General features: G+C 72.2%; 11 protein-coding genes. 7 read left to right on the forward strand and 4 right to left on the reverse strand.

Annotated features, from left to right (window positions below; genetic code table 11):
• Nucleotides 1-24: 24 nt before the first annotated feature.
• The 4 genes from WC326_00170 to WC326_00185 form a co-directional block, all read right to left on the reverse strand.
• Nucleotides 25-3,222 (reverse strand): glycosidase, encoded by a 3,198-nt coding sequence (locus tag WC326_00170; protein MFA7329464.1) that lies wholly within the window; start codon nt 3,220-3,222, stop codon nt 25-27.
• A gap of 257 nt (nt 3,223-3,479) precedes the next feature.
• Nucleotides 3,480-5,543 (reverse strand): VWA domain-containing protein, encoded by a 2,064-nt coding sequence (locus WC326_00175; GenBank protein MFA7329465.1) that lies wholly within the window; start codon nt 5,541-5,543, stop codon nt 3,480-3,482.
• A gap of 183 nt (nt 5,544-5,726) precedes the next feature.
• Nucleotides 5,727-6,791, reverse strand: a complete 1,065-nt coding sequence (locus tag WC326_00180; protein ID MFA7329466.1) for a glycosyltransferase family protein — start codon at nt 6,789-6,791, stop codon at nt 5,727-5,729.
• Complete coding sequence (locus WC326_00185; protein ID MFA7329467.1) at nt 6,788-7,330, reverse strand: phosphatase PAP2 family protein; 543 nt, start codon at nt 7,328-7,330, stop codon at nt 6,788-6,790. Before WC326_00185 ends, WC326_00180 begins: the two co-directional genes overlap by 4 nt.
• Before the next feature lie 173 nt (nt 7,331-7,503).
• On the opposite strand from WC326_00185, the gene WC326_00190 reads away from it, so the two are divergent.
• The 7 genes from WC326_00190 (at nt 7,504) to WC326_00220 (ending at nt 24,167) form a co-directional block, all read left to right on the forward strand.
• Nucleotides 7,504-8,307 carry a UDP-2,3-diacylglucosamine diphosphatase gene (locus WC326_00190; GenBank protein ID MFA7329468.1) on the forward strand — a complete coding sequence of 268 codons (804 nt, stop codon included), beginning with the start codon at nt 7,504-7,506 and terminating at the stop codon, nt 8,305-8,307.
• Nucleotides 8,304-8,657, forward strand: a complete 354-nt coding sequence (locus WC326_00195; protein MFA7329469.1) for a diacylglycerol kinase — start codon at nt 8,304-8,306, stop codon at nt 8,655-8,657. Before WC326_00190 ends, WC326_00195 begins: the two co-directional genes overlap by 4 nt.
• 336 nt (nt 8,658-8,993) lie before the next feature.
• Nucleotides 8,994-9,758 carry a PRC-barrel domain-containing protein gene (locus tag WC326_00200; protein ID MFA7329470.1) on the forward strand — a complete coding sequence of 255 codons (765 nt, stop codon included), beginning with the start codon at nt 8,994-8,996 and terminating at the stop codon, nt 9,756-9,758.
• The gene (locus WC326_00205; GenBank protein ID MFA7329471.1) at nt 9,758-12,574 is read left to right on the forward strand and encodes a cation-translocating P-type ATPase; all 2,817 of its coding nucleotides are present in this window, start codon (nt 9,758-9,760) and stop codon (nt 12,572-12,574) included. The genes WC326_00200 and WC326_00205 overlap by 1 nt, the downstream gene beginning before the upstream one ends.
• Entirely contained in the window at nt 12,571-21,351 is an 8,781-nt protein-coding gene (locus WC326_00210; protein MFA7329472.1) for a glucoamylase family protein, read from the forward strand. Before WC326_00205 ends, WC326_00210 begins: the two co-directional genes overlap by 4 nt.
• Nucleotides 21,352-21,775: 424 nt before the next feature.
• The gene (locus tag WC326_00215; GenBank protein MFA7329473.1) at nt 21,776-22,963 is read left to right on the forward strand and encodes a hypothetical protein; all 1,188 of its coding nucleotides are present in this window, start codon (nt 21,776-21,778) and stop codon (nt 22,961-22,963) included.
• Nucleotides 22,964-23,048: 85 nt separating this feature from the next.
• Nucleotides 23,049-24,167 carry an AI-2E family transporter gene (locus tag WC326_00220; GenBank protein ID MFA7329474.1) on the forward strand — a complete coding sequence of 373 codons (1,119 nt, stop codon included), beginning with the start codon at nt 23,049-23,051 and terminating at the stop codon, nt 24,165-24,167.
• The last annotated feature ends 14 nt before the right edge of the window (nt 24,168-24,181 follow it).

The raw sequence follows: 24,181 nt of genomic DNA on the forward strand, positions 1-24,181 counted from the left end.
GCTCGCGTGATCCCCCATCTCGCCCTAGAGGCTGAAGTGCAGGTAGCTCCGGATCTCCCACTCGCGGCCGTCCCGGGCGCCGGGCGTCAGCGGATCGCACACCGGCACCCCCAGCGGGTTGTCGGCCAGCGCCGGGCAGTAGCGCGGCGAGTACTGGTCCAGGCTGCGCCAGGTCAGGCGCAGGCCCAGCCGCGTCTGAGGCAGGTCCCACCAACCGGGCTCGCCCAGCACCAGCGACCCGTCCGCCGACAGCTGCAGCGGGTAGGTCAGGTTGAAGTCGCGATGGTAATCGTAGGGGCCCCAGTCGTTGCCCTTGGCTCCCAGCACGAGCTTGTACCCGTCCCGCAGGATCCGCGCGTCCGCGCCGTAGCGGTGGACCAGGCGCGGGTCGTTGCCGTTGGGCTCGCCGGTGCCCGCGAAGAAGGTGGCAATGATCCCGCGGCCGGGCGTGGCCTTGGAGATCACGCGGCCGTGCACCTCCCAAAGGTCCCGCGCGGGCGGCGCGCCGGGGAAGGCGAAGGTGGTGCGGCCGTCGGACAGGAAGCCGATGGCGGCGTCCTGGCTGGTGGGATGGTGCTTCACCACCAGGCCCACGCTGGCCGCCAGGCCCGCGTCCTCCTGCTCGTCGCTGTCCCAGGAGTACATCCAACTGCCGGGGGTGGGATCCCAGGTGAGCAGCAGCTCGCCGGCCACGGTCTCGCGGTTGGCGCGCACGGCGAAGGGGTCGTCCAGCACGTTGCGCGCGCGGGCCGGCGCCGGGGCGTCGGCGGGCATGGGACCTTCGATGGGCACCTGCCAGAGAAAGGTCGCCGCCAGTTGGGCGTTTCCCGCGTTCCAGGTGAAGCCCGAAATCAAGTTGGCCTGGTTGCCGCTGCCGCTGTCCTTGAGGTGCCAGCCCGTGAAGGTCTGGATCGCCGTGGGGCCGCCGTCGGCCACCAGGCCCAGCAGGGCGCCCTGGGCGTAGCCGTTGAAGCGCCCGCGGCTCCAGGTCACCCGCGCCTTGGCCCCCAGCGCGTCCAGGTCGCGGATCCGGTCCTGGAGCACGCGGTAGGAGCCCGCCTCGCCCTCCACGTACTGGAAGAGCTCGCCCACCTTGTTGGAGCCGGACCAGATCCCGCCCAGCTCGAGGCCCAGCGCGCCCCGGCTGGCCGCCAGATGCAGCGTGGCCTTGCGGGTGGGCGGCAGCGGGATGGCCATGGAGCTGACCGCCGAACCTTGGTCGTCCAGGTCCTCCTGGTAGATCAGCGTGGCCGTCACGGGGCCCGCCTGGCGCCGGAGCTTGAGCAGCACGGCGGGGTTGGCGCCCCACCAGAGCTGCGGCCCCACCGCCAGCTTGACGCCCTCCAGGCCGCGCTTGCCGGTCAGCTCCAGCCCCAGCGGGGCCTCGCCGTTGTAGGTGTCGATGTTGGGGCCGTAGTTCGCCTCGCGGTAGAGGCCGAAGAAGTCGCCCTCGTAGCCCCAGTGGTAGTGCCCGCTGCGGTAGAAGGCGTCCAGGTCGAAGACGTCGTGCGCCCACTGCGCCGAGGCGCTGTGCACCTGGACGCGCTGGAGGCCGGCCAGCTCCTGGGGCGGACCGTCGGCGGCGGGCACTGTGACGGTGCGGCCGCGGTTCTCGTAGAAGATCTCGTCGATGGGATTCTCGGGCACGTGGCCCAGAATGTTCAGCGAGAGCCGGCCCGTCACGTTGCCCGCCGGCCGGGCCTCCACGTCCACGTAGTAGGACTCCAGGTGGTCGTAACCGCGGAAGGTCGGGTAGCCCGTGGCGCCGCTCTCCGGCTGGTCCGGCGTGCTGATCCGCCGCCCGCCCGTGCTGATGCCCTCCAGCTGCAGGCGCAGGCCGCTGATCCGCGCGCGCTGGAGGGTCTGGGTCTGCAGGGCGGCCTGGTCGCCGCGGGCCTGGGTCAGTGCGGCCAGGGCCGGGATGCCCGCGAAGTGCCGGCGGATGGCCGCCAGGTCCGTGCCTGGCGCGTAGGGATCCAGGGCGTTGACGCGGCCCAGGGCGTAGTACGCGGCCCGCGGATAGAGCGTGTAGAGGCCGCGCTCGTCCGTGGGGCCCTTGGCGCAGATCCCCCACCACTCCTCGTTCATGTTGTTGCGACCCTCGCGGTAGTCCTTGGGGTAGCCGCCGTTGGACCAGGAAGCGTTGGTGTCGTGGACGTCCAGGTTGCTCGTCTGGCGGTACTTCCACCAGCCGTCGCTGAACTGGAAGGTCAGCCCGCCGATGGCGTTGCCCGCCCCGCCCTGGCCCGCGGTCTGCTCGTAGATCTCGCGCCACTGGCCCAGCAGGATCTGCGCCTGGGTCAGCTGGTCCTCCTGCAGGGTCACGGCGTCGAAGGCGTCGGAGCCGAACTCCGTGAACAGGATGGGCAGGCCCAGTTCGGCCTTCACCCGGGCGAAGGCGTCCCCGAAGGAGATGCCGCGGTACATGTTGGTGCCCAGCACGTCGAGGCCCTTCACCTCGGCCTTGATCAGGTCCAGGTACTGCAGGTCGCCGTTGGCCAGGGCCACGGGATGGGCCGGATCCAGCCGCTTGAGGGCCTGGACGCCCTCGCCCAGCAGCGAGTACATCACCCGGGCGCGGTAGCTGTCGCGCTCCTCGGCCGGGATGTCCTGGGTCTCCGCCGAGTTCCAGGCCAGACCGTAGTTGTTCTCGTTGCCCAGGAGCCACATCAACAGGCCGGGGACGCCCTGGAACTCCCGCGCCAGGGCCTCCAGCTCCGCCACCAGCGCGCTGCGCGCCCGGGGATCGGAGTAGTCGGTGGGGGAGACCCAGCTGCCCTCCAGCGTCATGCCGTAGCGGCCCATCGGGTGGTTGAGCACGGTGTAGATCCCGTAGCGCTCGTGGATGAAGCGCACCCAGCGGGGCGGGACGCCCGTGTACTGGCGGATGGTGTTCACGCCCATGGCCTGCAAGAGGGGCATCTCCTGCTCCAGGGCCGCCTCGATGACGGCGTCCGGCTGCGCCCACAGGCTGTAGTTGTAGTTGGTGCCGATGGGCGCGTAGTCCCAGTTGACGCCCTTGACCAGGAAGTCGCGGCCGTCCACCTGCAGGCGGAAGCCTCCCCCGTCGGAGACCACCTGCACGCCGCCGGCCCAGGCCAGCGCGTTCCGGCCGGGCAGGGCCGCGAGCAGGAGCGCCAGCGCGCCCGCCAGCTGGACCCAGAACAGGCGGGGGAGCGCGCGACGGGGGCGCGGCGACCGGTTGGTGCAAACTGCTGGCATGAGGTCCTCCAGGCGTCTGGCGCCGCGGGCGCCGCCGGCCGCTCCGCCGCTGCAGGATCAGGGCGGTGGAGACGGGAACGGGCACCGGCCGGCGGCGGTATCCACTCTTTGTTCGAACCGCGAACAAAGTAGCGTCCCGTCCCGGCCCCGGCAAGAACTTTGGTGTCGGGCCGACAATCCGCCGGCAGCGGCCCATTGGAATGAAAGCGGCCGGACCCGCGGGGGTCCGGCCTGTGACACATGGGCTTGGGCGGCGCTCAGCGCAGCAGCAGGATCCGCTGGGCGGCCACCTGGTCGGCGCAGGAGACCAGCACCAGATAAGGTCCGCTGGCCACCTCCCGGCCGGCCTCGTCCCGGCCGTCCCAGACCAGCTCGTAGACGCCGGCGCCCGTGGCCAGCACGGCCAGGGTGCGCACCAGCTGGCCGCGCAGGTTGTAGACGCGCAGCAGCAGCGGCCCGCGCGGCAGGCCCGCCGGGACCGTCACGCGCAGCGTCGTGGAGGGGTTGAAGGGGTTGGGGTGGTTCTCCACCAGCAACAGGCTGGCGGGCCGGGCGGCGGGGTCGTCCGGCGGGACGGCCACGTCGTCGTTGAAGCTCGTGAAGGGCGAGACCACGCCCCAGGTCAGGCTGAGGTCGATGATGTCCTGCTGCAGCTCCAGCGCGGCCGCGGACTCCGGATCCAACTGGGAGTACTGCACCATCAGGGACTCGATCCGGCACTTGGCCCAGACCTTGGGCAGGTAGACGCGGCCGGGATCATAGCTGGCGGACAGGTCCACGGGGTAGCTGTAGTCCACCTGGCGTCCGAAGGCCGTGCCGCTCAGGGTCAGGGTCAGCGGCTGGGCCTGGTTGTAGCGGGCGGCGACGATCAGCTGCTCGCCCAGGTAGAGGTTGGGCAGCGGGGTGGGCGCCAGCTCCAGCAGCTGGGCGGGCTCGGCGCTCACCAGCGGGCCCATCAGCACGGGATTGCGCACCCGCAGGTAGAAGGCGCTGATCCGCGCCTCCAGCTCGTCGTTCGCCAGAAACTCGGCGAAGCCGTTGTTGTGCACGGCCAGCTGCCCCAGCAGGGCGCTGTTCACGTCGTTGCCGATGCCGAAGCAGAAGAGGTTGATGGGCTGGGGCCGCGCATCGAACAGCGCGTCCACGTGCTGGACCAGCTGAGTCATGTTGGTGATGCCCGTGGTGGGCACGCCGTCCGTGAAGAAGAGGATGATGTTGGCCGTGGTGGAGTCCGCGCTGTCGAACTGGGGCACGGCCGTGTCGAAGGCCCCGGAGATGTTGGTGCTGCCGCTGGCCGTGAGGGTGGAGATCCAGCTGAGGGCCTGGCTGGCCGTGCTGGGCGTGTACTCCACGTGCTCCGACTGGAAGGCGGTCACGGCGCTGGCGAAGGAGATCAGGTTGAAGCGGTCGCCCTCGTTCAGGTGATTGACGATGAAGGCGGCGGCGTTGCGGGCCTGGATGATCTTGTTGCCCCCCATGCTGCCCGAGCGATCAATGATCAAGGTGAACACCTTGTCCATCACCTGGCTGGCGTCGTCGGGGTCCGGCTGGGCGCGGAACATCAGGAAGCCCGGCGCGCTGTCCTCGGGCATCAGGCTGTCGGGCAGCATGGTGCTGCTGGCGAAGAGCCCCAGCTCCTGCTGGCTGAGTTGGTAGACGGCGGTGAAATCCTCGTCGGGATAGGTGGCCAGATCCGACCAGGCGATGTGCCAACCGGCGTCGTCCTCGAAGACGCTCTCGCCCGTGTGGCCGCTGGTCAGCGCCAGGCTCTCCACCGTCTGGTCCGACACCAGGGTCAGGTCGTAGGCGGCGCGGATGATCTGCCCGGGCAGGATCGGGATCAGGTTGCCCGGATGGCGCAGGCTCACCTGTCCCCAGGAGTAGGGCAGCAGCTCCACGTAATCCAGTTCCACCACCAGGGTGGAATCCATCAGCAGGTTGTTCTCGAAGTGGAAGATCAGCGGGTTGGGGCCCATGTAGGCCTGCAGCAGGGGATGGATCTCGTCCCCCGGCAGGCCCGGATCCTGCGGCCCGACGCCGATGGGCACCTCGTGCCAGCTGCCGTTCAGGCGGTAGCGCAGGCGCGTGGCGCTGGCGTCCACACCCAGGGGAAAGACCCAGACCGGATCCAGGTTGTGGTTGAGGGGATTGATGAACTCGCTGTGGACGCGGGTGAGCGCCACCTGGTTCTCCACGTGGATCTCATAGGTGGAGGTGGCCGGGGGCAGCAGGCCCAGATTCTCGGCATCCAGCACCACCACTCCGAACCCGTGGGCCTGGCCGCAGAGCAGCAGCCCGAGACAAAGGAGCAGCGTTCGCATAAGGCCTCCTGTTGAAAGGTGCGTGGCAAGCAAGGGGGGGAGGACGCAGCGTGTACTGCAAAGGTGGTGCCAATTGTACAGAGCTTTTCCGGCCCGGGAAGTGGGGAGGAGAGGTCGCCGGGGGCGCCGCTGACCTGACAGGAGACAACTTTCCTGACAACCCGTCAACTCCGCGGGGCTGGTTCAGGCGGCCGGCGGCGCCGGGAAGGGCGGATCGCTCCAGCAGACGCGGGCCAGCTCGGCGGGTTGCCGCAGGTCGCCCGCGTCGATCCACTGCGCCACCCGCCGCGCCACGTGGGGCCAGCGGCGGCCGGCCGGGGCCGGCGACTCCAGCCAGCGCGCGATGATGTCCGCCGTCAGCTCCGGCCGGGCCCAACCCAGCCCCAGCCGCTCCAGGGCCAGGGCGTTGGCGCCCTGCTCCAACTGACCGTGCAGGGGCTTGACCAGCAGGCGCCGGCCCAGGTGGATCACTTCGCTGGGCAACTCGAAGCCCGCGCCGCAAATCACGCCCGCGCAGCGTCCCAGGTCCTCCAGGAAGCCGGCGCGCGAGAAGGGCCGCCAGTCCAGCTGCGCGGGACCGCGCTCCTGGGGCGGACCCGAGGGGTGGCCGTAGATCCGGCAGCGCAGGTGGGTCAGCGGCGCCAGGCAGGCACGGATGGAGTGCCGGGATTCGAAGGGCAGGTAGACCAGCAGCAGGTCGGGCTCGCCGGGTCCGGGCGGGGCGGAGAGCGCGGGCACGATGGGCGGCAGGATGGGCTGGCCGAAGTCGCTCCAGTGCAGGCCCAGCGGATGGTCGCAGGGGGCGAAGCGGCGCAGCACGAGCTTGCCTGCCTGGTTGCCGGCGGGCAGCGGCACGGCGGGGTGGACGAAGGCGTACTGGTGGCCCAGCCCGACGGAGGGCACGCCGCGCGTGCGCGCCCACCAGGCGCTGATGGGCTCGAAGTCCGTGATCACCAGCTCGGGCCGCGGCTGGAGGCGGTCCAGGGCCCGGATGTCCAGCCAGAGGCGGCGCGGGCTGAGCCGCAGGGCCGTGGCCAGCAATTGCACGCGGCCGGCCCGGGTCTGGAAGGTCAGGCCCTCGCGCAGCAGCGGCTGGACGCCAGGCCCCAGCTCCGGGGGCGCCCCGGAACTCCGCCCCGAGACCAGCACGCGCACGTCGTGGCCCAGCGCCAGCAGCTCGGCCAGCACCTCGCGCGAGCGGCTCAGGTGGCCGTTGCCTGTGCCCTGGATGCCGTAGAGAATTCTCATCCCAGCGCCAGGCCGGCCAGCAGCGCGCGCGCGGCCATGCCGCAGCCCAGGCCCATGGCCGCGCCGGCCAGCACGTCGCTGGGGAAGTGCACGCCCAGCACGATGCGGCTGGCGGCCACCAATCCGGCCCAGCCGAAGGCCAACGGCGCCCAGGCCGGCTCGCGCGCCGCCAGCAGGGCGGCGGCCAGGAAGGCGGAGGAGGTGTGGCCCGATGGAAAGGAGAAGGCGTCGCCGGGGATGATCACCTGCTGCAGGCCCCAGGGGCCCTGCACCGGACGCAGGCGCTTCACGCCGTGCTTGGCCGCCTTGAAGGCCGGCACCAGCAGGGCGAAGCCCAGAGCCAGCTCCAGCAGGAGGCGCAGCGCCGCCTGCGGCCCCTGGATCAGGAAGGCCAGCGGCAGCAGGGGATAGAACCAGCCGTCCGCCGAGAAACTGATCCAGCGGAAGCCGCGCATCACGCGCGCCCGGGCGTGCCAGCGGGCCGCCCGGCGGCAGCCGCGCAGGTCGAGGACGATCAGCGTGTCGAGCCAGGCTTGCATGGAGCCCTCCTTTCGCGACACAAGAAGCGGGCGGCGGATTGGGATGCGGTGAGGAACGGGTGAGCGCAGCGTGAGGAGGAGCGCCGGCGGGCCCTGGATAAGTCCGGGCCGCAGGACCTTCCTCACGCAACCATAACCGGAACCTGACACCATGGCGCGAAAACGGGGGACCCATGCGCGCCTTTCGCGCCCTGTTCCTGTCGGACCTGCACCTGGGCACGCGAGCCTGCCAGGCGGAGCGGCTGCTGGCCTTCCTGAAGACCCACAACGCCGACCGCATCTACCTGGTGGGGGACTTGATCGACCTGTGGCGCTTCCGCAGCGCCGGGCTCTGGTTTCCCCAGCAGCATGTGAACATCGTGCGCACCCTGCTGGGCAAGGCCAAGCACGGCAGCGAACTGATCTACATCCCGGGCAACCACGACGACCTGCTGCGCCAGTTCCTCGATCTGCAGGAGCCGCGGCTGGGGCGCATCCAGCTCCTCTCCGAGACCACCCACGACTGCCTGGACGGCCGCCGGCTCTGGGTGACCCACGGCGACCAGCATCACCACTACCTCAAGCTGTTGCAGAACCGGCCCCTGCACTGGCTGATCGACAAGGGCTACGGCCTGCTGACCCTGGCCAGCCTGGCCACCCGGCCGCTCTACGCCGAGGGCGAGAGCCTGAGTCGCAATCTGCGCTCTCGGCTCAAGCGCGTGGGCAGTTACTACGAGCGCTTCGCCGACGACATGCTGGAGCGGGCCGCGGCGGCGGGCTACGACGGCGTGGTCTGCGGACACATCCACCACCCGGAGCTGCGGGAACAGGCCGGCCGGCTCTATCTGAACTGCGGGGACTGGGTGGACAATTGCACGGCCGTGGCGGAGACCCGGGAGGGCCGCTTCCAGCTGCTCCGGACCGACCAGCCGGCGCTGCAGGACTGGCCCGCCGCTGCCGCGGCGCTGGCGGAAGCCGACGGGCGGGTGGCGGCATGAGGACCCTCTCGCCCCAGCGGCTGCGCGCCGCCTTCGGCTATTCCCGGCAGGGCCTGCGGGCCGCCTGGGCCAGCGAACCCTCCTTCCGCGACGAGGTCTGGCTGAGCTGCCTGCTGCTGCCCCTGGCCCTCGGGCTGGGCGAGGGCGGCGCGGAGCGCGCGCTGCTGGCGGGCAGCTGGCTGCTCGTGCCGCTCACCGAGCTGCTCAACACGGCGGTGGAGGTCCTGGTGGAGCGCATCGACCCCTGCCTGCATCCCCTCTCGGGCCGCGCCAAGGACCTGGGCAGCGCGGCCGTCTTCGCGGCCATGGCGCTGGCGGCCCTGGTCTGGCTGCTCGTGCTGCTGGACTAGCTTCCGCCGCCACCGCCCGCGCCCGGATCAGAATGATCGACCGGCCCGCCGTTCTGATGGAGCGTTGCCGCGCCGTGCCCACGAATTCGTCTCAAGTGGATGCTGGACAAGCACAAGGACTTGTGGCGCGATAACTGCTGTGAGTCGCGGCACTGACGGACGCCACACCCGCCCGCCTCACCCGTTCCCCGTGAACCCAACCCTGTCCCCGGACTCCGGGTCGGAGATCTCCGCCCGGCGGTGGACGCGCGGCCCGCGGGGACGGACACCGGCTCCGCCGGCCGGCGCGCGTGAGACACGTCCGCCGCCACATCCACAACCGAGGGGGAGCTCACCATGCTCTACAAGTTGAAGACCATCCGCGGCTACAAGCTGCACAGCCGGGACGGCGACATCGGCAGCGCGGAGGAGTTCTACTTCGACGACCACCACTGGACCGTCCGCTATCTGGTGGCCAACACCGGCGGCTGGCTGACGGGCCGCCAAGTGCTGATCTCGCCCTACGCCCTGATCTCCATCCATCCGGACGCCCAGACCATCGGCGTCAGCCTGACGCGCCGGCAGATCGAGAACAGCCCGGACCTCTCCACCGACAAGCCCATCTCGCGGCAGTTCGAGCTGACCTACTACGACTACTACGGCTGGCCCATGTACTGGAGCGGCCAGCACATGTGGGGCTACTCGCCGGCCTACCCCTTCCTCGAGCGCGACAAGGAGAAGTGGCCCCAGGTGGTGGGCGAGCAGGCCGGCTGGGATCCGCACCTGCGCAGCTCGCGCGACGTGACGGGCCACGTGATCATGGCCAGCGACGGCGAGATCGGCCACGTGGAGGACTTCATCTTGGACGACGAGAGCTGGGCCATCCGCTACCTGGTGGTGGACACGACCAACTGGTGGCCCGGCGGCCGCGTGCTGGTCTCGCCCCAGTGGATCGAGGAGGTGAGCTGGGAGGACCAGACCGTCCACGTGGCCCTGACCCGCGCGACCATCCGGCAGTCGCCGGAGTACAGCGAGCAGTCCCTGCTGAGCCGGGACTACGAGCACAAGCTGCACCACCACTACCAGAGCCGCGACTACTGGACCGACCAGCCGGGTTCCTGATGGACGCCGAGCTCCGGGCCGGTGGCAGACCTCCGCCGGCCGCCCGGGCGGGGCAGCGGCCCTGGCACGTCCTCTCCCTGGCCGAGCTCTGCGCGCGGCTGGAGTCCGCGCCGGAGGGGCTGGGCTCCGCCGAGGCGGCCCGGCGTCTGGCGCGGGACGGTCCCAACCGGCTGACCGCCGCCCGGCGCTTCCGCCCGCTGCGCAGCCTGCTGGGCCAGTTCAAGAGCCTGCTCGTCTGGATCCTGATCGCCGCCGGCCTGCTCTCCCTGCTGTTGGGCCAGGGCCTCGACGCCCTGGCCATCCTGCTCATCGTCGCGCTCAACGCCGCCAGCGGGTTCCGGCAGGAGTACAGCGCGGAGAAGTCCATCGCCGCGCTGGGCAAGCTCACCGCCCCGCTGGCCCGCGTGCAGCGCGACGGCGCGGTGTGCCCGCTGCCCGCCGCGGACGTGGTGGCGGGCGACCTGCTGCTGCTCGAGGCCGGCGACGTGGTGGCGGCGGACGCCCGGCTGCTGGCCAGCGCCTCGCTGCGCTGCGTGGAATCCACCCTGACCGGCGAGTCGGAGGCCGCGGAGAAGCGGCCCGAGCCGCTGGCTGAGCTGGAACTGCCGCTGGGCGAACGCGCCAACCTGGTCTTCATGGGCACGCACGTGGCCGCGGGCACGGGTCGGGCCCTGGTGGTGGGCACGGGCATGGACACCGAACTGGGGTGCATCGCCGGGCTGATCCAGGCGGCGGACGCGGAGCCGGTCAGCTCCCTGCAACGCAAGCTGGAGGTCTTCGGCCGCGTGCTGGTGAAGGTCGCGCTGGGGATCGTGGCCCTGCTCTTCGGGCTGGGCCTCTTGCGCCACGTGCCGCTGCTGGAGCTGGTGATGACCTCCGTCGGCCTGGCCGTGGCCGCAGTGCCCGAGGGCCTGCCGGCCGTGGTCACCGTGGCGCTCTCGCTGGGCGTGCTGCGCATGTCGCGGCGCCGCGCGCTGGTGCGCCGGCTGGCCGCCGTGGAGACGCTGGGCTCCACCAGCGTCATCTGCACGGACAAGACCGGCACGCTGACCCTGGGCGAGATGACCGTGCGCGCCCTCCACACCGTGGGTCAGGACTACGTGGTCACGGGCGCGGGCTACGGGCCGGCGGGCGCGGTCCAGCCGGTGGGGCCGGAGTCCGCGGCGGCCTGGCGGGCGGCGCTGGACGAGTTGGCCGCCGGGCTGGTGGGCGGCAACCAGGCGCAGGTGACGGAAACGGGCGGGGTCTGGAGCTGCGTGGGCGATCCCACCGAGGGCGCCCTCCTGGTGGCGGGCGGCAAGGCCGGCGCCGACCGGGCGCGGCTGGAGGCCCGCTGGCCCGCCGTGCTCGACTTCCCCTTCGATTCCGGCCGCAAGCGCAGCACCACGCTGCGCCGGCTGGAGGCGGGCGGCTTGCGCGCCTTCTGCAACGGGGCGCCGGATCCGCTGCTGGCCCTCTGCACCCACTGCCGCGCGGACGGCGTCGATCGACCCCTCGCCCCGGCGGACCGGGAGCAGATCCAGTCCCGCGTCTCGGAGCTGGCGCGGCAGGGGCTGCGCGTGCTGGGATGCGCCCGGCGCGACCTGGAGTCCGCCGCGCCCGCCGACCTGACGGTGGAGGAGGTGGAGCGCGACCTGGTCTTCCTGGGCCTGGCCGGCCTGCACGATCCTCCGCGCGCCGAGGCCCGGGACGCCCTGGCCGCCTGCCAGGCCGCGGGCATCCGCGTGGTGATGATCACGGGCGACCATCCGGACACGGCCCGGGCCATCGCGCGGGAACTCGGGCTGCCCGCCGCCGCCGGACAGGTCCTCAGCGGCCTGGAGCTGGACCGGCTTTCCGAGGAACAGCTGCAGAAAGCGGTCGCCGACGCCGCCGTCTACGCGCGGGTCAGCGCCGGACACAAGCTGCGGATCGTCCGCGCCCTGCAGGCGGATGGCGCCGTGGTGGCCATGACGGGGGACGGCGTGAACGACGCGCCCGCCCTCAAGGGCGCCGACATCGGCATCGCCATGGGCCGGAGCGGCACGGAGGTCACGCGCCAGGCGGCGGACCTGATCATCACGGACGACAACTTCGCCACCATCGTCCACGCCGTGGCCGAGGGCCGGGGCATCTACGCCAACATCCGCAAGACGCTGCAGTACCTGTTGGCGGGCAACACGGGCGAACTGCTCCTCATGACCGCCTGCATCGTGCCCGGGCTGCCCGTGCCCCTGCTGCCCATCCACCTGCTCTGGATCAACCTGGTCACCGATGGCCTGCCCGCGCTCTGCCTGGCCACCGATCCCGCGGATCCCGACCTGATGCGGAAGGCGCCGCGGCCGCCCGGCGAGCGCCTGGCCGACCGGGACTTCCTGCGCAGCATGCTGCTCACCGGCCTGCTCACGGCGGGCGTGGCCTTCGCCGTCTACCTGCAGACGCTGCGCACGGCCGGACCGGCCGCGGCCCGCAGCTCGGCCTTCGCCGTGCTGGTCTTCGCCGAACTCTGGCGCGCCTTCGGGGCCCGCAGCGCGACCCGCCCCGTCTGGCGTCTCCCGCTGGCGGGCAACCTCAATCTGGTGGGCGTGGTGGCGCTCTCCATCGGGCTCCAGTTCTGGAGCCAGCACAGCGTGCGGCTGGGCGCCTTCCTGCAGACCACGCCCCTGAGCTATCCCCAAGGCCTGCTCCTGCTGGCCCTGGGCACCCTTCCGCTGGCGGTTCTGGAACTGCTGAAAGTGCTGCGCCCGGGGCGCCCGCGCGCCCGCGGCAACCCGCCCGTCGACAGCGGCGGCGAACCCGGCGAACGCGGGCCGGAGACAAGGAAGAGCACGCCATGAACACCCGCACGACGACCTTTCCCGGCCCGGACGAAGGCCGGGACAAGCGGCGGCTGGGGCTGGGAAACCGCTTGCGCCGGCTCTTCCACGGCGCCGGCGAATCCCGCACCATCGGCTTCCCGGACCTGACGCGCTGGGCGGAGGGTCTGTACCGGGCCAGCTCCACCGAACCGCCGCTGCACGGGGCGGTGTTCGCCATCGAGCAGCTGGAGCTCCATGCGCGCGACCTGGCCGCCGGCCACGTGCTGGGCCGCTCCCATGGCGACGATCGCCTGCTGCGGCGGCTGTGGGATTCCGAGCGGGTCATCGAACGCTGCCACCTGCTGCTCTCCCGGGCCCACGCCGCCGGCCGGCGCATGGCGCTGGCCGCCGAGTGGCTGCTGGACAACCGCTGGCTGATCGAGGAGCAGGTCCACCTGGCGCGCCTGCATTTCCCCCGCGGCTACAGCCGCCAGTTGCCGCGTCTGGCGGGGGGCGCGTCCGGCGGCCGGCCGCGCATCTACGACATCATCCTGGAGTTCGTGGCCCACGTGGACGGGCGCGTGGACGAGGAGGCGCTCGCGCGCTACCTGACCGCCTACCAGTCCGTCACGCCCCTGACCCTGGGGGAGATCTGGTCGGTGGCCATCATGCTGCGACTGGCGCTGGTGGAGAGCCTGCGCCGGGTCACCGTCAACATGAGCTGGCAGCGTGCGCACCGGGACAGCGCCCTGGCCTGGGCCCAGCGCTTCGACGCCGTGCCGGACCGCCAGGACAGCGCTTTCCAGGTGCTGGCGGACCTGGTGCACGAGGGTCCGCCCCTCTCCACCACCTTCGTCGCCCAGTTCACCCAGGCCCTGCAGGGTCGCGGAGCCACCACCACGCTGGTGCTGGCCTGGCTGGAGCAGCGGCTGGCGGACCAGGGCCAGACCATCGAGGAGGCCATCCGCGCCGAGAGCCAGGGCCAGGCGGCGGCGCATTCCTCGGTGGCCAACACCATCTCCAGCCTGCGGCTGGTCAACGCGCTGGAGTGGCACGAGTTCGTCGAGTCCCACAGCCGCACGGAGCACATCCTGCGCGGCGAGGCGGCGGGCGTCTACCCGCGGATGGATTTCCCCACGCGCGACTCCTACCGGCACGTGGTGGAGGCCCTGGCCCGGCGCTTCCGGCTGGACGAGAACCAGGTGGCCCGGGCCGCCGTGGAGCTGGCCGACGCGGCGTGCGCCCGGGCTGTCGACGACGTGGCGGCCCACGTGGGCTGGCTGCTGGTGGACGAGGGCCGGCCGCAGCTGGAGCGCGTGCTGCGCGGGCTGCCGGCGCTGGCCGCCGTCCCGCCCTCCCGGCGGCGCGCGGGCAAGCTGATTGCCTACCTGGGGCTGGTGGTCCTGCTGGCCGTCCCGGCCCTGCTGCTGCTGGCCGCCGCCGCGGGCCAGGCGCCTCGCTGGGCCCTGCCGGTGTTGTGCATCGGCGCGGCGCTGGTGGCCTCCCAGTTCGCCCTCGCCGGCGTGAACTGGCTGGCCTCCCACCTGAACCGGCCCCAGGCCATGCCGCGGATGGACTTCGAACACGGCATCCCGGCCGAGTGCCGCACGCTGGTCGTGGTGCCCACCCTGCTGACGGGGCCGGGGCGGATCGCCGCCATGCTGCAGGGCCTGGAGCTGCGCTACCTGGCCAACCGCGACCCCAATCTGTGGTTCGCGCTGCTCACCGACTTCACCGACGCCGACCAGGCCGGGGTCGCGGGCGACGACGAGCTGCTGGACCAGGCCGGCGCGGGCATCGCGGAGCTGAACCTGCGCTACGGCGACGACGCACACGGGCGCTTCCTGCTCTTCCACCGGCCGCGGCTCCACAACCCGCAGGAGGGCTGCTGGATGGGCCGCGAGCGCAAGCGCGGCAAGCTCGAGGACTTCAACGCCCTGTTGTGCGGAAGCGACCGGGACGCCTTCTGCCGCATCGTGGGCGACGTCTCGCAACTGACCAGCATCCGCTACGTGATCACGCTGGACACGGACACGGATCTGCCCTGGGGCGCGGGCTGGCGCCTGGTGGGCGCCGCGGCCCATCCGCTCAACCGGCCGCTGTTGGACGCCGCGGGACGCCGCCTGCTGCGCGGCTACGCCATCCTCCAGCCGCGGGTCAGCATCTCCTGGCGCAGCGCCACCCAGAGCCGCTACGCGCGGCTGATGGCCGGCCAGGTGGGCTTCGACCCCTACACGCACCTGGTCTCGGACCTCTACCAGGACCTCTTCCAGGAGACCTCGTTCATCGGCAAGGGCCTCTACGACGTGGGAGCCTTCCGCCGGTTGCTGGACGGGCGCTTCCCGGACAACGCCGTGCTCAGCCACGACCTGCTGGAGTCCTGCTACGCGCGCTCGGGCCAGTGCAGCGACGTGGAGTTGCTGGAGGACTCGCCCGCGGGCTACCTGGCCGACCTGAGCCGGCGCCACCGCTGGATGCGCGGCGACTGGCAGATCGCGCCCTGGCTGGGCCTGCGGGTCGGGGACGCCGCCGGGCGGCGGATCCGGCCGGACATCGCCCTGCTGGGCTGGTGGAAGATCTTCGACAACCTGCGCCGCGCGCTGGTGGCGCCGGCCTACGCCGTGCTACTGGGGCTGGGCTGGTTCGTGCTGCCCACGCCCGGCGCCTGGACCCTGGCCGTGCTGGGCCTGCTCTTCCTGCCCGAGCTGCTTCCCGGCCTGGCCGAGCTGGTGCGCGTCCCGCCCCGCCTGCCCCTGGCCGTGCACGTGGCCACGGTGGCCCGCGCCGCCGCGCAACGGCTGGCCCGCACGGCGCTCTGGCTGGTCTTCCTGCCGCTGGAGGCGGGCGTCGCCCTGGACGCCGCCGCGCGTTCGCTCTGGCGTGTGGGCCTCAGCCGCCAGCACCTGCTCGAGTGGCAGACCGCCGCCGCAGTGGAGCGGCACGCCGGGACTGGCCTGGCGAGCGTGCTGGGACGGCTCTGGGCGGTTCCGCTGCTGGTGTTGGCGCTGGCCGCCGGGCTCGGATTCTCCGGATTCTCCGGATCCGCCCTCGCCGCAGCCGCCCCGCTCCTGCTGCTCTGGTTCGGCTCGCCGCTGCTGGCGTGGTGGATCAGCCGGCCGCTGCCCGCCGCCGCCGCGCGGCTGGGCGAGGCGGACCTGCGCTTCCTGAGCCGGGTGGCCCGCCTGACCTGGCGCTACTTCGAGGTCTTCGTCGGCCCGCAGGAGAACTGGCTGCCCCCGGACAACTTCCAGCAGGAGCCCGGCCCGCGGGTGGCCCACCGCACCAGCCCGACGGACATGGGTCTCTCGCTGCTCGCCAACCTCTGCGCCCACGACCTGGGCTACCTGAGCGCCGGGCAGCTGCTGGAGCGCACGGCCCGCACCCTGGACTCCATGGAGCAGCTCGAGCGCCACCGTGGCCACTTCTACAACTGGTACGACACCGTCACGCGCCGGGCCCTGCGGCCGCTCTACGTCTCCACCGTGGACAGCGGCAACCTGACGGGCCACGTCCGCGTGCTGCGCAGCGGGCTGCTGGAGCTGGCCGGCGCGCCCCTGCTCCCGGACGGCCTCCAGGCCGGACTGCGCGACACCCTGGAACCGCTGGCCGGACCGGCGGGGGCCGGCCCGCCGCTGGATGCGCTGCGGGACCGGCTGCGCGCCTGCCCACCGGGCCTGTCGTTCCGGCGGGAGTGGCTGGCCGGACTGGGCGCGGAGGCCGCCCGGCTGGTGGAATCCTGCGGGGTGGAGGCGGGCCCGGAGGCGGCCTGGTGGGCCACGGCCTTCGAGCGTCAGGTGCGCGCGTTGCGGGCCGACCTGAGCGAGCTGGCCCCCTGGCTGGAGTCCGGGGAGGCGCTGCCCGGGCGAGTGGCGCCCGAGCTCTGGGCCGCCCTCGAGCAGGCGGAGAACCTGGCCGGGCTGGCCGATCTGGCGCGCCAGGCGGCCGCTGGGCTGGCCCTGCCGCCCTTCGGCGAGCCGGAGCTGCGGCTGGCCCGGGCCTTCACGCTGGGCGCGGAGCGCATCGCCGCGCGTCTGGAGCAGATCGGAGCCCTGGCCGCGCGCTGCCTGGGCCTGGCCGGCGCCGAGTTCGCATTCCTCTACGATCCGCGCCGCAAGTTGCTGGCCATCGGCTATCAGGTGGCGGAGCGCCGGCTGGACACCAGCGTCTACGACCTGCTGGCCTCGGAGGCCCGCCTGGCCAGCTACGTGGCCATCGCCTCCGGCCAGCTGCCCTTCGACCACTGGTTCGCCCTCGGGCGGCGGCTGACCACGGCCCACGGCCGGCAGGTGCTGCTCAGCTGGAGCGGATCCATGTTCGAATACCTGATGCCGCGCCTGGTGATGCCGCACTTCGCGGGCACCCTGCTGGACCAGACCTGCACGGGCGCCGTGGCCCGCCAGATCGAGTACGGCCGGCAGCGCGGCGTGCCCTGGGGGATCTCGGAGTCCTGCTACAACGTCCAGGACGGCGAGGGCACCTGGCAGTACCGGGCCTTCGGGGTGCCGGGACTGGGCCTGCAGCGCGGGCTGGGCGACGAGGTGGTGGTGGCGCCCTATGCCACGCTGCTGGCCCTGCTGGTGGATCCCCGCCGCGCCGTGGCCAACCTGCGCCAGATGGCCGCGCGCTCCTGGCTGGGCGTCTACGGCTTCTTCGAGGCCGTCGACTTCACCCCCGCGCGCCTGGACGAGGGCGAGAGCGAGGTGCGGATCCAGTCCTTCTTCGCCCACCACCACGGGATGGGCCTGCTGGCCCTCGGGCAGGCCCTGCTGGGGCCGCTGATGCAGCGCCGCTTCCTCAGCATCCCCGAGTTCCACGCGGCGGCCCTGCTGCTGCTGGAGCGCGTGCCCCGCACCGGCGTGCTGATGTACCCGCACGCCCGGGAAGCCCGGGCCTCGGGGCGGGTCGCGCTCCCTGCGGCCCCGTCCGCGCTGCGCACCTTCACCAATCCCAACACGCCGCTGCCCGACGTGCAGCTGCTCTCCAACGGGCGCTACCACGTGATGGTCTCCGCCGCCGGCGCGGGCTACAGCCGCTTCGGCGAGCTGGCCGTCACCCGCTGGCGCGAGGATCCCACCGTCGAGGCGCACGGGGTCTTCGGTTACGTGCGCGACCTGCAGAGCGGGCACGGCTGGTCCACCACCTTTCAGCCCACGCTGCGCGCCGGCCAGAAGTACGAGGCCGTCTTCTCGCCGGGCCGGGCGGAGTTCCGCCGCCAGGACGACCAGGTGGAGACCCACACCGAGGTCGCCGTCTCCATCGAGGACGACCTGGAGATCCGCCGCATCCGGCTCACCAACCGCTCGCCGCACGAGCGCCGGCTCTCGCTGACCGTCTACGCCGAGATCGTGCTGGCCCCCGGCGCGGCGGACGAGCTGCACCGCGTCTTCAGCAACCTCTTCGTGCAGAGCGAGCTCTGCCCCGAGCTGGGCACCGTGCTCCTGACGCGCCGGCCGCGCTCGGCGGACGAGCGGCCGCCCTGGCTCTTCTGCCTGCTGCCCCTGGGCGGCGGGGATCCGGCGGCCTGCAGTTTCGAGACCGACCGGGCGCGCTTCATCGGCCGGGGCCGCAGCCTGCGCAATCCGCTGGCGCAGGAGTCGGACGGCCCGCTCTCCGGGACGGCGGGGGCCGTGCTGGATCCCTGCGCCGCGCTGCGCCGCGAGCTCGTCCTGGCGCCCGACGCCACCGCCCGCTTCGACCTGATCCTCGGGGTGGCTCCCACGCGCGAGGCCGCGCTGCGGCTCAGCGCCAAGTATCAGGACCACCGCACCGTGGACCGCGTGCTGGACGCCGCCCCCACCCACAGCCGGACCGCCCTGGCCCAACTGGGGGCCAGCGAGGCCGACGTCCAGCGCTACGCCGAGCTGGCCGCCGCGGTGATCTTCGCCCACCGCAGTTTCCGGGCGCCGGGCAGCATCCTGCGCCGCAACCGCAAGGGCCAGGCCGGACTCTGGCGCTTCGGCATCCCGGGCGACCTGCCCATCGTGCTGCTGCGCGTGGGGGAGGCCGACAAGCTCCAGCTGGTGCAGGATCTGCTCAAGGCCCACGCCTGGTGGCGCACGCGCGGGCTGGCCACCGATCTGGTGATCTGGAACGAGGACGCCTCGAGTTACCGGCGCGAGTTGGGCGACCAGCTGCTGGACCTCATCGCCGCCGGGCCCGAGGCCCACCTGCTGGACAAGCCGGGCGGCGTCTTCGTGCGGCAGATCGAGAGCTTCTCCGAAGAGGACCGCGTGCTGCTGCAGGCCGTGGCCCGGGTGGTGATCCGCGACGCCGACGGCTCGCTGGGCGGACAGCTGGAGCGCTGGCGGCGGACCCGGGAACCCGGGCGGGCGCTGATGCTTCCCCCCGTGCGCCGCGCCGCGCCCGGCCCGGCCCCCGCCCCCGCCGCCCCGCGGGACGACCTGCTGTTTTCCAACGGCACGGGCGGCTTCACGCGCGACGGGCGCGAGTACATCATCGACCTTCCGCCCGGCACGCACACGCCGGCGCCCTGGGTGAACGTCCTGGCCAACCCGCGGCTGGGCACCGTGGTCAGCGAGAGCGGCAGCGCCTACACCTGGTTCGGCAACGCCCAGCAGGGCCGCCTGACGCCGTGGAGCAACGATCCCGTCAGCGATCCCGCGGGCGAGGTGCTCTACCTGCGCGACGAGGAGAGCGGGCGCTTCCAGAGCCCCATGCCCTGGCCGCGGATGGGGGAGAGCGCCTACGCCTGCCGCCACGGCTTCGGCTACAGCGTGTTCGAGCACGCCGAGGACGGGCTGGTGACAGAACTCAAGACCTACGTGGCCGTGGACGCGCCGGTGAAGTTCCTGGCGCTGAAGATCCGCAACGCGGGCCGGCGCCCGCGCACGCTCAGCGTGTTCGGTTCCGTGGACTGGGTGCTGGGCGACCTGCGCAGCCGGCACGCGCCCCACGTGGTGACCGAGCGCGAGCCGCTCACCGGGGCGATCCTGGCGCGCAACGCCTACAGCGAGGAGTTCTCGGGCTTCGTGGCCTTCTTCGACTGCAGCGAGCCCCTGCGCAGCGTCAGCGGCGACCGCGCCGAGTGTCTGGGCCGCAACGGCGATCCGTCCGGCCCGGCGGCCGTCCGGCTGCGCGAGCTGAGCGGACGGCTGGGGGCGGGCCTGGACCCCTGCGCGGCCATCCTGACCCGCGTGGTGCTGGAGCCCGGCGCCGAGCGCGAGGTGGTCTTCATCCTCGGGGCCGGCAGCAGCAGCGCGGAAGCCACGGCCCTGGTCCAGCGCCACCGGGGCGTCGGGCCCGCGCACCTGGCGCTGGAGGAGGTCTGGCGCTTCTGGCGGAGCACCCTGGGCGTGCTCCAGGCCGAGACGCCGGACGCCGGTCTGAACGTGCTGTTCAACGGCTGGCTGCCCTACCAGGTCCTGGCCTGCCGCCTCTGGGGCCGCAGCGGCTTCAGCCAGTCGGGCGGAGCCTACGGCTTCCGCGACCAGCTCCAGGACTGCCTGGCCCTGCTCCACCAGCTGCCCGGGGTGACCCGCGAGCAGCTCCTGCGCTGCGCCGGCCGCCAGTTCGCGGAGGGCGACGTGCAGCACTGGTGGCACCCGCCCGGCGGGCGGGGCATCCGCACCCGCTGCTCGGACGACTTCCTCTGGCTGCCCTACGCCGTCGCGCGCTACGTGGCCTTCACCGGGGACACGGGCGTGCTGGACGAGGTCGTGCCCTACCTGGCCAGCCGGACGCTGGGCCCCGGCGAGGAGAGCTACTACGACCTGCCGGGCCGCTCCGACCAGGCCGGCCCCCTCTACGAGCACTGCGTGCGGGCCCTGCGCCACGGCCTGGCCCTGGGCGCGCACGGCCTGCCCCTGATGGGCGGCGGCGACTGGAACGACGGCATGAACCTGGTGGGCCAGGCGGGGCGCGGCGAGAGCGTCTGGCTGGGCTTCTTCCTGCATCAGGTGTTGAGCCGCTTCATCCCGCTGGCCGAAGCACGCGCCGACGCGGGGCTGGTCGACGAGTGCCGGACGGCGGCCGCCGGTCTGGCCCGCCAGCTGGATCTCGAAGCCTGGGACGGCCGGTGGTACAAGCGCGCCTGGTTCGACGACGGCCAGCCCCTGGGCTCGGCCGCCGGCGCGGAGTGCCGCATCGACCTGCTGCCCCAGGCCTGGGCGACCCTGGCCGGCGTGGGCGATCCCGGCCGGCGCCGGCTGGCCCTGGACGCGGTCTGGGAGCAGTTGGTGCGGCAGGATCTGCAGCTGGTCCAGCTGCTGGATCCGCCCTTCGACCAGGCCCCGCTGGAGCCGGGCTACATCAAGGCCTATCCGCCCGGCGTGCGCGAGAACGGCGGCCAGTACACGCACGCCGCCATCTGGGCGGCCCAGGCCTTCGCGCTGGCCGGCCGCGTGGAGCAGGCCGCGACGTTGGTCGCCCTGCTCAATCCCATCCAACACACGCTGGACCCGGCGGCCGTGGAGCGCTACCGGGTGGAGCCCTACGTGCTGGCGGCGGACGTCTACAGCCAGCCGCCGCACGCGGGCCGGGGTGGCTGGACCTGGTACACGGGGGCGGCGGGCTGGTACTACCAGCTGCTGCACGAGGTCGTGCTGGGGCTGGAGCGCCGGGTGGACACGCTGCACATCCAGCCCCGGGTGCCGGCCGGCTGGACGGCCTTCCGCGTGCACTACCGCTACTGCCGGACGCTCTACGTGCTCGAGTACGTCCAGGACCCGGCGCAGCAGGGGCCGGTGCGGCTGACCCTGGACGGCCGGCCGCTGGCCGGGGCGGGGCTGGACCTCCAGGACGATGCCCGCGAGCACCGAGTCGAGGTGCGCTTCGGACCCTGCGAAGGGCGCGCGTGAGCCTGATCCGCCCCGCGTCCGCCGGCGGGGTGGCATCCGGTCGAATTGATGGGCGGGCTCCCTCAAACTGATGGACTGAGGTCGGCGTCCGCCCATTTTCACTTTGAAACACGATGACAGACAATGTGTAACGAGTTGGCACGGATCCTGCAGTACTCATTCTGTCGCGCCGGGACCCCCGTGCCGACACGTGTGTGAGTCGTGGTCCCACCGCTTCCGGGCATGTCGGCCTGGAGACTCCGGAGGCGGTGGGGCACCACGCGCGCCACGACCCAAGCGGATCCGGCCCCCGTCTGACGCCCCAGACCGCGCCAGCTCCGTCATCCGCTCCCCACGAGTGCAGAACCACGTTCCCACAGGCCTGGGTCGGGAATGCCCGGCCCCGGCAGACGGCATGTCCATGCCACAATCAGAGAGGTCGATCATGAGACGTATCACAAGCATTCACCTGGCCCTGGCAGCCACGTGCGCCTTGGCCCTGCCCGGCCAGGCCATTTCCCTGCTGGACTACACCTTCCCCACCAGCACCACCCAGCAGGCCTACCTGAACGGCACCTTCAACGCGGTGGGCAACTCCAGCGACACCACCCAGGTGGGCTACAACGTGGGCGGCTCCGGCACCTACTGGCTGGCTCTGCGTTCCCTGCCCTTCAGCTACAACATCTCCGGGGCGGCCAGCGCCAGCAACAGCCGCGGCACGGCGGACGGCGCAGAGACGGAGAACTCCTTCGACGTCAACGCCGCCACCAACCTGGACAAGTACCTGAGCAACGCGGTCAAGGTCTTCGTCTACGGCGGCGCCAGCGTGGACTACCGCAAGTTGGCCTTCCAGGACAGCGCGGACGATCCCCGCGTGGACGTGGAGGCCGGCATGGGCTACGGGCGCACCATCAACGCCACCGTGCTCAAGCAGGCCGTGCGGATGGACGAGGACTTCCAGAAGTACGGCGTGACCACGGCCGGGCTGTCCGACGACGCCCTGCTGCAGCTGGCCGCCATCATCGACCGCGAGTCCGAGTTCCGCAGCACCTACGGCAACGTGGAATACCGCAAGTACTGGTACGGCGAGATGGAGAAGGTCCTGGCCGCCGGCGGCGTGCTGGCCCGTGAGACGCTGGGCGCCATGGGCGTGCTGCGCATCCAGGAGGTGATCGACGAGCCCACGGCCCAGCGCTGGCACGGCTGGTCGGCCCGCGTGGGCGTGGGCGCCCGGCTGTCCGACTACAACGGCGAGAGCGGCGATCCCAACCTGGTGGCGCGGCTGGAGAACCACCTGCCCATCGGCATGGTGCTGCAGCTCAGCAACCGGCTCTCGCTCTCCACGGTCTTCGCCGACGACATGGTCTACAACCTGCAGGAGAACCTGCGCGTGGACTATGAGATCTCCAACCGCGTGGACTGGTACAACGGCCTGACGGTCAACTACGACATGGTCACCGCCACCGGCGCGGAGGACCTGATGGGCGCGATCTTCAACAGCACGTTCATCTACTACCTGGAAAACCGCCTCTCCTTCAGCCCCGAGCTGCAGGTCAGGTACACGGACAACAACGTCGTCGATCCCGAGTGGGATTGGGCGATCCTGGGCGGCATCAGCTACCGGTTGAAATAGCGGCAGAGCCGGTGGCCGACGCGTCGCGGTTTCCCTGTGGGAGCCGCGGCGCAGCCGGCCCGGCTGACAAGCGGAAATGCTCCCCATGCTGAACCCCGGAACCCGGCGCCGCGGCGCACCCATCGTGGACGACCGCCGCCTGAGCGGCAGCGTGCAGACGCCCGTGCTGATCGCCGCGACGATCCTGGGCCTCTGGATCTGCTGGCAGCTGACCCTGCCCTTCCTCTCGGTGCTGGTCTGGGCCCTGACCCTGGCCGTGCTGTTCGCGCCCCTCCAGCTCTGGCTGGAGGCCCGGCTGGGACGTCCCGGACTGGCCGCCGCCCTCTGCGTGCTGGTCGTGGCGCTGCTGGTGGCCCTGCCCGTGGTCTTCGTGGGCCAGCGGCTGATCCAGGAGTCCATCCTGGGGGCCGAGCTGGTGCGGGGCAAGGTGGAATCCGGCGAGTGGCTGCGCGCCCTCGAGGCCCGGCCGCGGCTGGCGCCCGTGGCCCAGTGGGTCCGGCAGAGCATCGACCTGCCGGGCACCATCCAGGCCTTCGTGGGCTGGATGAGCGCGGCGGCGGGCTCCGTCCTGCGCGGCTCCGCGATCCAGTTGGCGGCGGTGGGGCTGACCTTCTACCTGTTCTATTACCTGCTGCGCGACCGCGTCGCGGCGCTGCAGGTCCTGCGCTCCGCCTCGCCCCTGTCCCGCGTGGACATGGACCGGCTGCTGGAGCGCCTGGGGGACACCATCTCCGCCACGGTCTACGGCACCCTGGCGGTGGCCCTGATCCAGGGCCTGCTGGGCGGCCTGATGTTCTGGTGGCTGGGGCTGCCCGCCCCGCTCTTCTGGGGCGTGGTGATGGCCCTGCTCTCGGTGATCCCCGTGCTGGGCGCTTTTATCATCTGGGTGCCCGCCGCGCTCTTCCTGCTGCTGGCGGGCCAGTGGGGCCGCGCCCTGATCCTGGCCCTCTGGGGCGGGATCGTGGTGGGCGGCGTGGACAACCTGCTGCGGCCGATGCTGGTGGGCCGGCGTCTGCACCAGCACACCCTGGTGGCCTTCATCTCGGTGGTGGGCGGCCTGCTGCTCTTCGGCGCCTCCGGCCTGATCCTGGGGCCGCTGACCTTCACCCTGACGGCCGTCCTGCTGGAGAGCTGGCGCAAGCCGCCGGAGGATCCGCCGCGCCTGTCGCCGGATGGCCCCTGGCCACCCAAATCGGATCGCTGAGGAGACTCATCCGT

This window comes from Candidatus Delongbacteria bacterium (genome assembly GCA_041675285.1).
GTDB lineage: Bacteria > CAIWAD01 > CAIWAD01 > CAIWAD01 > CAIWAD01 > CAIWAD01.

What these genes read in the sequence shown, in the direction of transcription:
- WC326_00215 (MFA7329473.1), top strand. Translation starts at nt 21,776, where the DNA reads ATGAGACGTATCACAAGCATTCACCTGGCCCTGGCAGCCACGTGCGCC.
- WC326_00180 (MFA7329466.1), bottom strand. Translation starts at nt 6,791, where the DNA reads ATGAGAATTCTCTACGGCATCCAGGGCACAGGCAACGGCCACCTGAGC.
- WC326_00195 (MFA7329469.1), top strand. Translation starts at nt 8,304, where the DNA reads ATGAGGACCCTCTCGCCCCAGCGGCTGCGCGCCGCCTTCGGCTATTCC.
- WC326_00200 (MFA7329470.1), top strand. Translation starts at nt 8,994, where the DNA reads ATGCTCTACAAGTTGAAGACCATCCGCGGCTACAAGCTGCACAGCCGG.
- WC326_00170 (MFA7329464.1), bottom strand. Translation starts at nt 3,222, where the DNA reads ATGCCAGCAGTTTGCACCAACCGGTCGCCGCGCCCCCGTCGCGCGCTC.
- WC326_00185 (MFA7329467.1), bottom strand. Translation starts at nt 7,330, where the DNA reads ATGCAAGCCTGGCTCGACACGCTGATCGTCCTCGACCTGCGCGGCTGC.
- WC326_00205 (MFA7329471.1), top strand. Translation starts at nt 9,758, where the DNA reads ATGGACGCCGAGCTCCGGGCCGGTGGCAGACCTCCGCCGGCCGCCCGG.
- WC326_00175 (MFA7329465.1), bottom strand. Translation starts at nt 5,543, where the DNA reads ATGCGAACGCTGCTCCTTTGTCTCGGGCTGCTGCTCTGCGGCCAGGCC.
- WC326_00210 (MFA7329472.1), top strand. Translation starts at nt 12,571, where the DNA reads ATGAACACCCGCACGACGACCTTTCCCGGCCCGGACGAAGGCCGGGAC.
- WC326_00220 (MFA7329474.1), top strand. Translation starts at nt 23,049, where the DNA reads ATGCTGAACCCCGGAACCCGGCGCCGCGGCGCACCCATCGTGGACGAC.
- WC326_00190 (MFA7329468.1), top strand. Translation starts at nt 7,504, where the DNA reads ATGCGCGCCTTTCGCGCCCTGTTCCTGTCGGACCTGCACCTGGGCACG.